The 12,918-nt window shown below is 69.9% G+C and carries 14 protein-coding genes; 7 read left to right on the top strand and 7 right to left on the bottom strand.

All coding sequences use genetic code 11. The features are described from left to right. Positions 1–167 precede the first annotated feature (167 nt). The 5 genes from AMK33_RS38175 to AMK33_RS38150 all read left to right on the top strand — a co-directional run bounded on the left by AMK33_RS38175 (position 168) and on the right by AMK33_RS38150 (position 4,609). Entirely contained in the window at positions 168–368 is a 201-nt protein-coding gene (locus tag AMK33_RS38175; RefSeq protein ID WP_073937861.1) for a dehydrogenase, read from the top strand. 630 nt (positions 369–998) lie between these two features. Beyond that, positions 999–2,690 (top strand): hypothetical protein, encoded by a 1,692-nt coding sequence (locus tag AMK33_RS38165; RefSeq protein ID WP_143203906.1) that lies wholly within the window; start codon positions 999–1,001, stop codon positions 2,688–2,690. Positions 2,691–2,859: 169 nt separating this feature from the next. Next, positions 2,860–3,825 (top strand): AlbA family DNA-binding domain-containing protein, encoded by a 966-nt coding sequence (locus tag AMK33_RS38160; RefSeq protein ID WP_327380509.1) that lies wholly within the window; start codon positions 2,860–2,862, stop codon positions 3,823–3,825. Further along, complete coding sequence (locus AMK33_RS38155; RefSeq protein WP_073937858.1) at positions 3,780–4,013, top strand: hypothetical protein; 234 nt, start codon at positions 3,780–3,782, stop codon at positions 4,011–4,013. Before AMK33_RS38160 ends, AMK33_RS38155 begins: the two co-directional genes overlap by 46 nt. Positions 4,014–4,207: 194 nt before the next feature. Beyond that, entirely contained in the window at positions 4,208–4,609 is a 402-nt protein-coding gene (locus AMK33_RS38150; protein ID WP_073937857.1) for a hypothetical protein, read from the top strand. Positions 4,610–4,628: 19 nt separating this feature from the next. Here AMK33_RS38150 and AMK33_RS42665 read toward each other — a convergent pair whose 3' ends face one another. From AMK33_RS42665 to AMK33_RS38125, 6 genes are all read right to left on the bottom strand, one after another. After that, positions 4,629–4,790, bottom strand: coding sequence for a hypothetical protein (locus tag AMK33_RS42665; protein WP_158075178.1), 162 nt, complete (start codon positions 4,788–4,790; stop codon positions 4,629–4,631). Between the two features lie 176 nt (positions 4,791–4,966). Next, positions 4,967–5,287 carry a transposase gene (locus tag AMK33_RS45385; RefSeq protein WP_443030956.1) on the bottom strand — a complete coding sequence of 107 codons (321 nt, stop codon included), beginning with the start codon at positions 5,285–5,287 and terminating at the stop codon, positions 4,967–4,969. Continuing rightward, positions 5,232–6,239, bottom strand: a complete 1,008-nt coding sequence (locus AMK33_RS38140) for a helix-turn-helix domain-containing protein (RefSeq protein WP_073937856.1) — start codon at positions 6,237–6,239, stop codon at positions 5,232–5,234. The genes AMK33_RS45385 and AMK33_RS38140 overlap by 56 nt, the downstream gene beginning before the upstream one ends. A gap of 12 nt (positions 6,240–6,251) precedes the next feature. Further along, entirely contained in the window at positions 6,252–6,476 is a 225-nt protein-coding gene (locus tag AMK33_RS38135) for a hypothetical protein (protein ID WP_107425353.1), read from the bottom strand. 705 nt (positions 6,477–7,181) lie between these two features. After that, positions 7,182–8,213, bottom strand: a complete 1,032-nt coding sequence (locus tag AMK33_RS38130) for a DUF3800 domain-containing protein (protein WP_073937855.1) — start codon at positions 8,211–8,213, stop codon at positions 7,182–7,184. A 104-nt stretch (positions 8,214–8,317) separates the two neighbouring features. Continuing rightward, entirely contained in the window at positions 8,318–9,193 is an 876-nt protein-coding gene (locus AMK33_RS38125) for a hypothetical protein (protein ID WP_073937854.1), read from the bottom strand. A 186-nt stretch (positions 9,194–9,379) separates the two neighbouring features. On the opposite strand from AMK33_RS38125, the gene AMK33_RS42655 reads away from it, so the two are divergent. Together AMK33_RS42655 and AMK33_RS38120 are read left to right on the top strand one after the other, a co-directional pair. After that, positions 9,380–9,547 (top strand): hypothetical protein, encoded by a 168-nt coding sequence (locus AMK33_RS42655; protein ID WP_158075176.1) that lies wholly within the window; start codon positions 9,380–9,382, stop codon positions 9,545–9,547. Between the two features lie 240 nt (positions 9,548–9,787). Next, the gene (locus tag AMK33_RS38120; protein WP_073937853.1) at positions 9,788–10,297 is read left to right on the top strand and encodes a hypothetical protein; all 510 of its coding nucleotides are present in this window, start codon (positions 9,788–9,790) and stop codon (positions 10,295–10,297) included. A gap of 61 nt (positions 10,298–10,358) precedes the next feature. Here AMK33_RS38120 and AMK33_RS38115 read toward each other — a convergent pair. Beyond that, positions 10,359–12,918 (bottom strand): Helicase associated domain protein (locus AMK33_RS38115; protein WP_443030954.1); only part of this gene is annotated, 2,560 nt, incomplete at its 5' end.

Below are 12,918 nucleotides of genomic sequence, written 5' to 3'. Positions count from 1 at the left end.
TGCGAGGCATACTGAGTATCTAACTGCGTGACAGCGATGACGCACGGCCGCGGGCAACCGTGGACGTCAGCGGACTGTCAGCGCAGGTGACAGGTACAGCAGCGCATGACCGGCGAGCAGTCCGAGTTGCTTCGGGATGAAGGGGTCACTCCGTTAGGGTGCGCCGTATGACCGACGACGTCCCGGCCTGTCCCGAGTGCGGCCAGCCCATGAAGTCCGGCGGCTTCGTCCTCGTCAAGCGGGAGGACGATGGCCGGCGGACCTGCCGGACACTGCTGAGGTGTACCGGTCGGCACGTCTGGTGGCGCTGGGCCGACCGGCCGGAGGGGCCGCTGGAGGCTTGCCCGGTGCCCGAGCTGTTCCGGTGACATCCGACGCTGACACCAACGACGTCGGACGACGGCGGCGCGCAGTAGCCCTAAGGGATGCTCCGCGTAAGGGTGTGAGCTGGGGGTTTGCCTGACGGTACGGTCGGCGGGTGGAGTCGGAGAGGGTGGACGAGTGCCCGTTGCACGGGGCCAGTGCGCGTTCTGACTATCTGGTCGGACGCCGGCTGGAAGAAGTAGTCGCCTCGTGGCACCTGTACGGCTCAGAGACTCCGTCCGGCCCGCTGGACGTGTGGCTGATCGACAGCGAGACGGTCGCCACACACCTCATGATCGGTTCGCACTGGTGCCTGATCCTGGAGACATCGGACCCCTTCGCGAGGGTGAACTGCATGTTCACCCTCCACGAGGCCGCCCGCTTCGCGTACACCGCCGCCGACCGCGCCGCCCGCCTGACATACGCGGCCGGGTCCGCTGCCCCGGCCGCGCCCGGCACGGGGCAGCACCCGCCACACCCTCGACCTGCTGTTGCGTCTTGTGTCTTGGTACACACCCCGTTGGGCCTGTCGGCTCCTTCGGTTACGGACACGAGTCGCCTGCCTGGCCGGGCCCTCTTCGCCCGTGCTGGAAATCGGTTGGCGGGAGGGGTGGGCGACCGGGCTACAGTCGCGCATGACAACGTACGACCTCGGCCCCACCCAGCTCTATGCCCCCTCCGAGCGGCTGCTCCACGGTAAGGGCGTGGAGTGCGCGATCGGGGCGGGAGAGGCCGAGGACTGGATCCGGCTCGACAGACGCGTCCATTGGGCCACCTGCAGCAACGTGTTCCGCAGTGGGAAGTCGACCTCCTGGATACGTGTCGGCTTCCGGTCGGTGAATACACGGGAGATCGCGGATTGGCGCCGGGCCCCGTACTGGCAGGAGGGCCTTGGCGGGACCGCAGCCCCGTCCTGGAGCCTGCCGCCCACCGAGTCCGAGATCGCTCTGTGTCTGTGTCACGGGGATCCCCGCGTCCGTGCGGCGGCGCTGGCCCTTGATGAGTCGGCGGAACTACCCGTCTCCGTCCTGCCGCTCGTCCTGATCCGGAGCGCGGACACCGACGAACGTGTGCGGACCCTCGCCCGCGCCGTCCTCGACCGCGTGCTCGGCGACTTTGACAAGGCATTGCCGCGTCAACTGGCCTCCTTGGCCGTCCTGGTGGGTATGCGGAGGCGGTACGGGAGCTGGGCGCGGGAGGCCGTCCTGGGGCGCCTCGGCGCGCTGCCCGACGAGACGCTCACCTACCTCCTGACGAACGGCCGGGAGTCCCGGCTCGCCGGCCTGGAGGCGGCCACCATGTACGGGTTGCCGGCCATGGAGCAGGCCTGGGCGCTGGCCGAGCAGGACCGCGACGAGGGCGTGCGTGCGCTGGGCGTGCGCACCGCGATACGTCTGGCGCTCGCCTCCGGGCAGCAGGCGGTCCTGGACGACGCCAGGGCCCGGTTCTTCGCCCACCTCGACAACGACTGCGCCTACGGTCTCCGCCTCAACACCTTCGCCACCGCCGTGGAGACCGGCTTCCTCCACGTCGACGACCTCGCCACCCTCGCCGCCACCCACCGGTACCGGAAGATCCGGCGCCACGCCTGCGCGGCCGTCCTCGCCCACCCGGAAGGGGACGTGGTCCTCGACCTCCTGCTCTCCGCCCGGGACACCTTCGTGCGTTCCGCCGCCGTGGGACGACTGCGCCATGCCGGCCGCGGAGACGAACTGCCCCGGTACCTGGCGGACCTCTCCGGAGGCGTGCGCGCGACGGCGTGCCGGGAACTCCGGACGGAGGGGTACGACCTCCGCGCGCACTACCAGGCCCTGTGCGCCGACCCGGCCACCGTCGTCCCGACCGCGGTCCTCGGCCTCGCCGAGCAGGGGCACCCCGAGGACGCAGCCCTGCCGCACTCCCTCCTCCGTCACCCGCACGCCACGGTCCGCGCCCGCGCCCTGTCGGCGCTGCGCATGCTCGGCGCCCTGCCCGATGACGCGCTCCCGCCGTTCGCCGATGACCCGGACCCCGGTGTCCGCGGCACCGCCCTCAGCGCGCTCCGCGGCACCCCCTGCCTCCTGCGGAACCTGCTCGACAGCTCGCGGGAGGACGTGCGGGCGCGGGCGGAGGTCCTCCTGGAACGCAACCGGATTTACCGGCAGGGCGCCTGCCGCTGCTGCCCCTCTCCGCCGCCGACGGCGAAGCGGTCACGATGGGCGAGGCTCCTGGCTGAACCCCGCCCCGATCCCTGGCAGCCCTCCTTGACCCGCCCGACTTCCTACGGTGCCGGTGCCGGTGCCGGTGCCGGGGACTCGCTTCCCCCGTGGCTGAGACCGACGCGCTGACCACCCCAGATTGTCAGTGCGGCTTTGTATGCTGCCGGGCATGGCCCCTTCCTGGAGGCGACTGCACGAGCACCTCGGTACACCGCCCGGCCCGCTCACTTTCGACATGATCAAGAAGGCCGCCGACGCCAACCTGGCCGAGTCCGACGACCTGGACTGAAAGGAGCCCCTGCCTTGGCCCCCGCACGAGGGCCGGTGGAACGAGCTGGCCAAGGACGTCGCCGCGATGGCCAACACCCGTGGCGGCCTGCTCGTCTACGGCGTCACCGACAAGACCACCGTGCCGGTCGGCATCGACCCCGACGAGGTCAACGAGCAGCAGTACGCGCAGTGGATCCGCAACCACGTCCAGCCCTACCTCCCCGACCTCATCTTCACCGCCCTCACCTCGCCCGACGGCCAGCTCAGCTTCCTGGCCATCGACGTCCCCGCCAGCCCCATGGCCCCCCACCACGTCTACGGCACCGCCGCCAAGGACAAGGACCAGCAGGCCGCCGTCGTCCCCTACCGCGACCGCGACCACACCGCCTGGATGGCCGAGCACCAGATCGAGCGCGCCTACCGCGAACGCTTCACCCGCACCCAGCACGCCCAGGACGAAACCGACCGCCTCCTCGCCCACGCCCTGGACACCTGCCTCGCCGACCAGGCCGAACCCTCCGCCTGGTTCGTCGCCGTCGCCCGCCCGGAACGGCCCCTGCCCCGCACCGCGCCGCCCCTGGCCCGGGAGAAGGCCCCCGACCTGTGCGCGACCGCCCGCGTCCGCTCCCAGCACCTGACCCGCAACCCCCTGGCCGTGGGCCCGCTGACCGGACTCGAGGTCGTCTCCTCCAACCCCCGGCCCGGGCTGCGCCGCTGGGTCTTCAGCACACTGCCCCTGCGCATGGGCCGGGAGATCTACACCGAGCTGCACCACGACGGCAGCACCGTCCTCGCGGCCAACCTGTCCTGGAAGGCCTGCGCTCAGATGACATGGCAGACCCCACAGCGCACGGCGTCCTGGTCGACGCGGACATCGTCGGAGCCAGCTGCCGCGACGCCCTCGCCCTCACCCACGAACTCGCCCGCCATCTCGGCGTGGACAGCTCCGTGCACGTCACCGCAACCATCACCACCGCCGAACCGACGCCCCTGACGCCGGTCATCACCGAGTACGGCAGCTTCCGGACCATCCCCGACCACGCACGCCGCCCCCGCCGCATCCAGCCCGTCACAACGCTGATCACCCCGGCCGACGAGGACGACCACCTGCGTGCGAGCGCCCAGGACACCTTCACCGACCTGATGCACCAGTTCGGCATCACTGTCTCCCTGTACCCGTGACACACGGATACAGCGCCCCCAGTAACGTACGCATCGCGTACGCGATGCGTACGGATCTTGCGTGTTGCCCGTCCAGGCAGGCCAAAGAGCTCGTAACACGATCATGTGCACCAGTCCAGTAGTTGTGTCGTGGTGGGGCGTGGGAGCGTGGCCCTGGGTTGTAGACGATGACCTGTGTGGGGAGAAGTGGCTGGATGGGCGTGGTGTGGGCGGCGACATCGTCGGAATCGGGACTGTTCCATCCGGTTGAGGGGCGTTCAGGGGCGAAGGGTCTGTCAGACCGCTTCAACGACCTGCGTTCTCTTGGCCAGGGGTACATCGAGGTTCGGTTGCCGAACGGGGAGTTCCCGGCGTTGATCCTGGCCTTCCGAGGTGATCACGCGGTCGTCCATCTGCTGAGTGCCCCCGAGCGGATGTCTCTGCTCGTAGGAGACGGCACTGTTCCCTCGGGTGTTGAGGTCGAAGTCCCGATCATGGACGACCTCGCCGCGTTCACGGGTGACTTTGTCCTGGGTGTCGATCGGGCGTGGGAGCTGGTGCATGACTTCACCCGGGCGCGGGCTGTCGGCTCTCTGGGTGAGTGGTGTGAGTTGTAGCCAAGAGCTCGTGACCCGCTCATGATCGGTGCTTCTTCAGTCGCCTCCAGCAGATGAGGCTGCAGGCGAGAGAGACGAAGGCGTCGTGGAGTTCGGTGCGGCGTTCCCAGCGGACGGCGAGGCGCTTGAACTGGTGGAGCAGGGCGAAGGTCTGCTCCACGACATAGCGGAGTTTGCCCATACCCTTGATGTCCGGGACCCCTTGCGGGAGATGACGGGCAGGATCCGGCGCCTGCGGAGTTCGTCGCGGTTGGGATTGGAGTCGTATCCCTTGTCGCCGAGCAGGGCTTCGGGACGCCTGCGCGGACGGCCGGGGCGGCCGGCGACGGGCGGGACGCCGTCGACCAGGGCGAAGGTCTAGGTGACGTCGTTGACGTTGGCCGCAGTGGTGATGACCTTGAGCGGGGTACCGCGTCCGTCGCAGATCAGGTGGTGTTTGCTGCCAATCTTGCGCCGGTCGACCGGCGACGGACCGGTGCCGGCACCCCCTTTTTTCGCCCGGGTGTGGGAACCATCCACGCAGGCCCGTGAGGAGCCGTGACCGCCCTCCGGCCCCGGCCGGGCCTCGGGAGGCAAGCGGTCCGGCCGACACCAGGGCCGGCCGGGACCACCACGCCTTGCCCTACGCCGCGCGTCTGCTTTCCGGCCCCCGGCTGCCCTTCGCGACCCACGCCGCACCGCCACCGGACACCGGACTCCGCCCTTGCAGCCGGGTGAGAAGATCCCACATCCCCGGGTCCTTGGCGGACTCCTTGGTCTCCATGAGAGGCCCGTAGGGGTCGAAGAGCCGGACGTCCCGGTCCCGGGTGACCGGGAGACGGTTCGCTTCAACGAACAGCTCGACCGCGACCTGCATGACATGGTTCAGGGAGTGGGGCGGCGCGGTGCCATTGCGGTACGCCTGCCCGGCGACGAAGTGGGCGATGCCGAACGCGAGGACGGTCTCGATGTTCTCCTCGGGCATGACGTCCAGCAGGTCCCTGTAGTACTGGGGAATCTTGTCGATACCCCGGACCGGTACGGCGACGGGCGTGCGCCGGACAGTGTGACGCGGGGGCGCGCTGCACTTACGGCGAGGCGCGAGGCGCCCGTACGCCTCCCGATAGTGACGCTGGGAGGAACGGCTGACCCGGCAGACATCCAGGAACGTCTGCAGCTGCTCGGCGTCGGCGGGCAGCCCCTGACGCCTGATGATGCGCCAGGCGGTCGTGCGCGGGATCGGCTTGTGGCCCTCCGCCGGGCCGAAGAAGCGGCTCATGGGCGGCGCACCGGCGCGCTCGTACTCTGCGGCGAGCGCGGCACCGAGGTCCTGCGCGGTATGGACGAGGCCGGGCGCGGGAGCCTTGAGACCACGGAGGCGGCCGCGCTGTTCGGTGCGGCCTCGCATGCGCAGAACGTGTGCGCGGCCCTGGGCCGCCTGGTCTCCGCCGCAGGCGCGCGCGAGGGAGTCGAGCACGGCCGTCGAGGGGGCCGTGGCGCCGGACTCGGCACGCTGGACGGTGCCGCGGGAGACGGCCGCGGCCGCGGCGAGCTCAAGCTGGGACAGCCGCGCCGCTCGGCGTAGGGCGGTCAGGTGCTCGGCGAGGCCGGCGAACGGCAGGGGCGGGCCGTCAGGGCGGGGAAAGGCCATGGTCCCTTTCCTCTACTTGCCCGCGCCGGAGCGCACCGCGGCCTCGACGAGGACGGCCATCAGCCGGCGTCCGCCGCCGGCCGCGGCGAGGGTGGCGGCGCCGATCGCCCCGCATCCGCCGAGCAGGATGAGGATGTCGCTGATCGGCGTGCCCTGGACGAACAGGACGGTGCCCAACGCCAGGAAGGCGATCAGCAGGATCAGCGTGTGCGTGGGCCCCAGACGCCCCGCGGGCACCTCGCCGACGGCCGGCGACGCGGGGGTAGAGGGGAAGGAGGGCTGGTGGGGCGTGACGAGCAGGACTCCGTCCTGACAGGGGTTCCCGGCACATGAAGAACCGGAACCCGGGCCGGTGGTCCCAAGCAGGCGCAGCCCTGCGGCAGTTGGCCCTGCTGATGCGGAGCTGCGCGGTACGCACCAGCCTTCCACGACCACCCGGCTCCCCGCCCGCACCCTTGCCCGATCTGCCCGATCTGCCCGTTTCGCCGGTTGGCGGCCTCGCCGATGTTCCGGTGACCCGCAGGGAAATTGCCTCACGCCCCGGCCCTCAACCCCGGCACAGGATCACCTCCCTGACCACTGGGCGGGCTCCGTGCGGCCCAACATTCGTTCCGGCGCTCTTGCACCATCGCCCCCATCGGTAGGACGCTGCTCAACACCGATGCCGACGACATCCGTCGGTGTCGCCTGACGGCAGATTGGTCGCAAGCCCGAGCCCTTCAGGACACACGGCAGGCGCGTTGGCCCGCGCCCGTCAACACCGGCCGGTACCGCCTCGGTACCGGCCGTCGGTGTTTCTGGCACCGGGCACGGCGCCGCCCCCGGGAACGGGCGGCGCCGACGGGGCAGGGGCCAACGCCGGGACGCGGCTGAGATGCCGCACGAGCAGCTGGCCCGCGTGAGCTGCGCCTGCTCGGCTCAGCCGTCGTCTTTGCGACGCGGTTACCGTCCTTCAGGACTAGACGCGCGCAGATCGACTTCCCCGGTCGGCCATACAGCGCCGACCACCCAGGGCATCACCACGTCCGCCAGTTCCTCCGAGAACCGGTCACCGCCACCGACCGCCAGGTGGGCGGCCCATTGCCGTACCGCACCTGCTGCCCAATCCGCGATCTGAAGCTGGGGGTGCGCAGTGCTGTTCGCGAAGTCGATCTGCACGGCCGGAAGCGGGTCGTTGAAGTGGCCGGGGCGAGCGAGGTCCGGGAGGAGATGCGCCATGCGTAGAAGCGTCGCGTTCCGGTCGATCACCTTCGAGGTGTCATGAACGAGACGGAACCGCTCGAGAGCCTCGCCGAAGCTGGTGCAGAGGCAGTACAGCGCCGGTACCGCCGGGTCGAGGATGTCGCGCTGTTCGCCAGCCACAAGGTCGGCGGCGGCCGCGTCGGCTACTCCCCGGCTGTATTCCAGCAACTCGATCCAACCGGCGAAGTCCGCGTGCTCCTCCGGGATCGACGCCCTGTAGGCGACTATGGCGGAGAAGAAGTCCTCGGTCGCCACCCGCTGACGTACCCAGTCGACGAAGGCCTGGAGCATTTGCTGAAACGCCGCCTCGTCACCGAGGACCGGGCCGGCCATACGCAGCAGTTCGGACAACGCCAGACAACGCTGGTCCTCATACAGGTTAAGACCGTCCGCATCGGCCAGCGGCTCCACCAGAACGTCGACCAGCTTGGTGACCACCATGAACCGCTTGTCCATCAAAAAGCTGCGAACGCTCCCCTCGGGCAGACTCCCGAAGGCCCTCTTCAATGCCTTCCGCCCTCCTGACGACCGGGCGAGAGAGCTGTACTTGGCCTCCCCCTGGGTGGAGGGAAGCTGGGATCGGACCTCATCCACGATCGACGCCGCCAGCTCGTCGGACAGATGCACCCCCGCCAGTGTGAATACCGGCTGATGAGGGTCGAGAAGGTTCTGCCCAGAGTTCGAAGACTCGTCGGCGTAGACGACAGGGAGGAGATCAGAGGCAGTATCCATCCTCGGAGCATGCCGGGCAGACAGGCGGAAGACCACCTAAAAAAGGCCCTTCTGAGCCTGTCCCGCCGCCACTTCACCGGACCGGTCAGAACCTACGCCCGGCCTCAGGCCCACCCCACGCCTGTGCGCCGGTCGACCAGGTGCATGCCGAGGACGAGCAGAAGCTGGTGCCCGGCCTGGTTGAACTGCTGCTGGAGGGTGGGCTGGCGGAAGAGGTCGGCCAGCTGCCCGGCGTCGGCGGCGAGGCCACTGCGCACGGCGAGGTAGTCGGCCGTGGAAGCACGGTAGACAGCCCGGCCCCGCTCCAGCAGCGAGCCGTCCGCCTTCCCGTCCAAGGTGCGGCACAGCGCCGTGCGCAGGGCCTCGACCTGGGTCACGACCGCGTCAACGGTCATCGGCGCCCCCGCAGGTCCGAGGGAGCGGACGAGGCCACTGGCCGCGAACACCGTCTCCGGCTCCATCACGTCCCGCACCGCGTCCAGCAGCTCGGCCCGCCCACGCACCGTCAGCATCTTGCCGTTGCCCAGCTCGGTGATGATCCGCACGAACCGGGCCCGCGCAGTCGGCGTGGCCAGCTGATGCCCGACCTGCTCCAGCAGACCCACCGCCCCCTCACGCGCCACCTCCTGACTGCGCCGACCGCGCCCCACCCACGTCACCCACGCCCGCTGCGCCTGCCGGGTAGGCACATAGCCGTCCCACCACAGCCACATGGCCAGCGGCACCTGCGCGAGCGAACTCAGGCGCGCCACCTGCTGATGCTTGTCCAGCAGGAGCAGCAGAAGCCGACGCTGGTTGGCGCTGTGCTCGGCCTTGTCCGAACCACGCCGTCGGGTCCGCAGACGCGGCTGGTCCAGCAGCCCCTTGGAGATCCAGTCGTGGATCCGCCGCACGGTCATGTCCGAATGGCCGGCCGCATGAGCGTCCGCGACAAGATCGTCGATGGTGCCGGGCCCGGTGATGCTCTCCCACGTGTACACGGGGTGGAAATTACATCGTTCTCCCCCCAACCAAGGCCCAGTTGAGGATGCAGCGCCCACCGCCCGGCTGCCACGATCAATCGCAACAGCACAACACCCCGGCCATCTCCCGCAGACCGCCCGCTGTGTCACCCCACACCCCGCACGGCGCGCCGCCGCGCCCTGCCCGAATGAAGGACTCCCACCATGCCGAAGAAGAACCGTACCCCCTCCACCATCCCGCGCCAGGACCACGAGGTGCCCGCCCCGGTCTCGTGGCGGCGCCTGATCTCCGTAGCGCTCCTCACCGGAGCTGTCCGCCACCTCGGCACCCTCCTGGCCGGCCTCGCAGTGACCTGGTGGCAGCACGACTGACACCCGCCACCTGGTGACACCCGCCCCAGCACGAAGACGAACTCAATGCCTTTGCAGCCGACGTCATAGGACTGCGTCATGGCGCTTCCCACCGCGGTGGACGGTGCTGCCAGACCGTGCCGCCGGAGCCACTCGCCGCATGGACATCCCGCTGCCGAACCTTGATCCGCGGACAACGCAGTCGTCAGGCTCCAGTGCTTGCGGCAGGATCAAGCAGATCGACATGGTGGGGAGAGACCCATGATCACTGCCACCCAGGGAGTGAAGGTCACCTCGAAGTGCGTGGCTTGTGCCGGCGTGCTGGTCCGCGATGTCGGTCAGTTCATCGACCGGGGACAGCTGCGCTGGGGCATCGAAGGGCGATGCCAGGCTTGCCCCAACGCGTGGTGCGAGACGGGCGTAGGCCCAGCTCCCCAAGAAGTCAGACAGGCACTGCTGGCCGAGCACGGGGCCGCCCGGCTTCGCCTGGCAACCAAGGAGGTCAGTCTCGTTCCCGTCTTGCGAGCCCTGCGCGAGATGAGCCACATATCGCTGGGCGAAGCCCGGCTGGCAGCGGCCGCCCTGAACGGAGACGGCCTCGTCGGCACCTCCGTGGAGATGGCACACCTGGCGGAAGGACTTGGCAAGCGGTCCGTCACCACGACCCTGACTGCGTCGCCCGCTTGTCCGCCCCGCAAAGCCGCTCGGACAGTTGACAGGCGGCATCAGGAATCGGTGAGACGGGTCAAAGATCCCGGGGCGTCGCCATGACGATCCGGGGTCCTTCTGTGCGCTGGTGTGCCGCTAGATCAAGGATCTGCGGTCTGCGGCTCTACGCCCACTGCATGCCCAGCTCCCGCAGCGCGTTCCGCTGCTCCGCCGTGAGCTTGTCGCGCCGGGTCTTGGTGTTCGAGAGCCACACCCCCAGCTTCACCGGCACCGGCTCCGCTTCGCCGTCGACCGCGATCTCCTCAGCGTGGCCGCGCGGGATAGGCCGCTGGCCTTCTCGTTCGATCCACTGGGCGAGGGCGGTCAGGCCGCGCTGGAAGGCCTGCTGCGCCTTGCTCCCCTTCGCCGCGCCCCTGGCTGCGGAGGCGGGAGGTGGCGTCTGGGCGGGCTTCACACCGATCCCCGACAGCCGCTTCTGCTGTTCGGTCGACAGGAGTCTCCAGCCTCGGCGTTGTCGCTGGAGCCAGCGCCCGATGTCGTCGCCGTCGTAGGTGACGCCCGGCGCGATGTCGGGCACGAGTCCGCCGGGTTCGTCGGCGGCTAGGTGGGCGAGGTGGCGGTAGTGGCGTTGCCAGTCCAGTGGCCAGGGGCAGTTCCAGTCGGGGTCGATCGCCGCGAGTTGCTGCGCCCGCCGCGCTGCCCGCTCCGCGTCTTTCCCGAGGCCGCCCTTCCTACGGAGGTTGGCCATGTGCTGCCCGACGGGCACGAGGCCCTCGGTCTCGCTCTCGCCCCAGACCGCGCCTTGGCGGGGTGCGAGATGTCCGGTGGCGCGCCGGTAGGCCCGGAGCACGGCGAGCTTCTTCTCCCACGCCTCTTCGCCCGGTTCCCAGACCATGCCGGCCTCGGGTGCGTCGAGGAGCTTCTTGCGGCGCGGTTCGAGTTCCCCGGCCCGTAGCGCTTTCCGCTGCTGGTGGACCCATCGCCCAAGTGGAAAAGATTTCGTTGCACCGACTTCGGCCTCAACGTCGTAGGGAACGGCGTGCAGGCCGGTGATCTCGTGCTGCTTTCGCCAGCGCAGCAGCGCCTGGTAGCCCTCCAGCCACACCAGCGACTCCGGCCGGTAGACCCGCGTGCGAAGGAACGCGGCGATGGTCGCGGCGTCGCGCGGGCTGGAGAAGTGCAGCAGGGCCGCTTCGGCGGCGGCCTGCGTGTCGTCGGCCTCCTGGTCCTCGCCGCCGACCGCGCCGCTGGCTTCGACGATCCGCCCCTCTTCGTCGCGCCGGATGTGGACCTTGCGCTTGCCGCTGGTGAGCGCGCGGGAGGCCAACTGCTCGACGAGTCGTTCATCATGCGAGCGCAGGCCCTGGAGGACCGCGACAAGGGGGCGGAACGAGACGCTGGCGACCATGTCCTGCGGGTCCTCGCCGGGCTCGAGGAAGACCGGCACGATGATCCGCGCGACCTTCGTAGAACCGTCGCGGTTGGGCCGCAGCGCCCGGCCGATGTTCTGCACGATCTCCACCTGCGAGCCGCGGGTGTCGGCGAAGCAGACGGCCTCCACGCCCCGATCGCCGGTGATGTCGACCCCTTCCCCAAGCACGCGAACGCTTGCGAGGAACGCCCGGTGCACGCGCCGGTTGTTCGCGTCGATGCCGTTGGCGAACTGCCGCAGGGTCTCGCGCCGCTCGGTGACGAGGTGGTCGCCGCACAGCCACGCCGACCACACCCGCTCCGGCGGCATGTGCCGGCCGGCCTCCAGCTCGTAGAACTCCGCGCCGATCGACGACGCGGGCAGCTTATCCGCGGCCTTCAGGTCCTCGCCGGAGGCATCGCGCGCATACAGCGCGGCTGCGGTCTTCGGCAGTTTCTCCGCGAACGCGGCGGCCTCCTCCACCTTCTGGTGGAAGGTCATGACGGTGCGGAGGTTGTACGCCGCGGCGTGCTCCAGCAGTGCGGTCTGCAGGAGCGCCAGGCGCCGGCCACGCCGCGCCTCCTCCGACTCCCCGACGATGGGGGAGGGGTCGTGGATCTCGAGGACGTCGATCTCGAACCCGGCGAGGATGCCCCGCTCGATCGCCTCCGAGAGCCCCAGTTCGGCGCCGGGAAGCCACGCCCCGAAGGTGCCGTCCGGATCGTCGGCCATGCTCGCTAGCTCCACCTCCTTCCCGCCCGCGCCCTTCTGCGGGCGGGGGGAGGCGAGAATGCGCGGGGTGGCGGTGAGGTAGAGCCGGTAGTCGGCGGGGATGCGGGCGTTGTCGTGGATCGCCGCCCACGGCCGACCTAGATCACCCGCGGTTGAGTGGGCTTCGTCGATGATGGCGAGGTCGAACGGGGCCATCTGCTGCCCGTACAGCCGCTCTCCACCCGCCAGAGCGGCTTCCAGCGGCCCGCGCACCTTCCGCTGACCCGTTGGGTCCTCCGGGTCCTCGCGGTCCACGAGAGAGGCGTACGTGGCGAACACGACCACGGGCCCCGAACCTGCCCACAGAGCGAGCTGAATCGGATTCGTGGTCGAACGCACCCCCAGCTCGTTCAGCACCGGGTCGTTCTCCAGCGAGCACACCGCCACCATCGGCGCCCGATGGCCCACCAGGCGCCACGCCTGAGCAGTTTGCACGAGCAGGTCCAGGGTCGGCACGGTCACGAGGACCCGCCCGCCCGGGAAACACTCCAGCGCGCACGCAGCCGCCGTGATCGTCTTGTGCGATCTCTCGGTTTTGGGA

The organism is Streptomyces sp. CB02400, assembly GCF_001905725.1.
Lineage (GTDB): Bacteria > Actinomycetota > Actinomycetes > Streptomycetales > Streptomycetaceae > Streptomyces > Streptomyces atrovirens.
The sequence above is the reverse complement of the archived record's forward strand: the minus strand, read 5'-3'. Positions and strand labels throughout refer to the sequence as shown.

Excerpts from the sequence above, each read along its gene's own strand:
- AMK33_RS38175 (WP_073937861.1), top strand. The coding sequence starts at position 168 with ATGACCGACGACGTCCCGGCCTGTCCCGAGTGCGGCCAGCCCATGAAG.
- AMK33_RS38165 (WP_143203906.1), top strand. The coding sequence starts at position 999 with ATGACAACGTACGACCTCGGCCCCACCCAGCTCTATGCCCCCTCCGAG.
- AMK33_RS38150 (WP_073937857.1), top strand. The coding sequence starts at position 4,208 with ATGGGCGTGGTGTGGGCGGCGACATCGTCGGAATCGGGACTGTTCCAT.
- AMK33_RS42665 (WP_158075178.1), bottom strand. The coding sequence starts at position 4,790 with ATGGGCAAACTCCGCTATGTCGTGGAGCAGACCTTCGCCCTGCTCCAC.
- AMK33_RS38140 (WP_073937856.1), bottom strand. The coding sequence starts at position 6,239 with ATGGCCTTTCCCCGCCCTGACGGCCCGCCCCTGCCGTTCGCCGGCCTC.
- AMK33_RS38130 (WP_073937855.1), bottom strand. The coding sequence starts at position 8,213 with ATGGATACTGCCTCTGATCTCCTCCCTGTCGTCTACGCCGACGAGTCT.
- AMK33_RS42655 (WP_158075176.1), top strand. The coding sequence starts at position 9,380 with ATGCCGAAGAAGAACCGTACCCCCTCCACCATCCCGCGCCAGGACCAC.
- AMK33_RS38120 (WP_073937853.1), top strand. The coding sequence starts at position 9,788 with ATGATCACTGCCACCCAGGGAGTGAAGGTCACCTCGAAGTGCGTGGCT.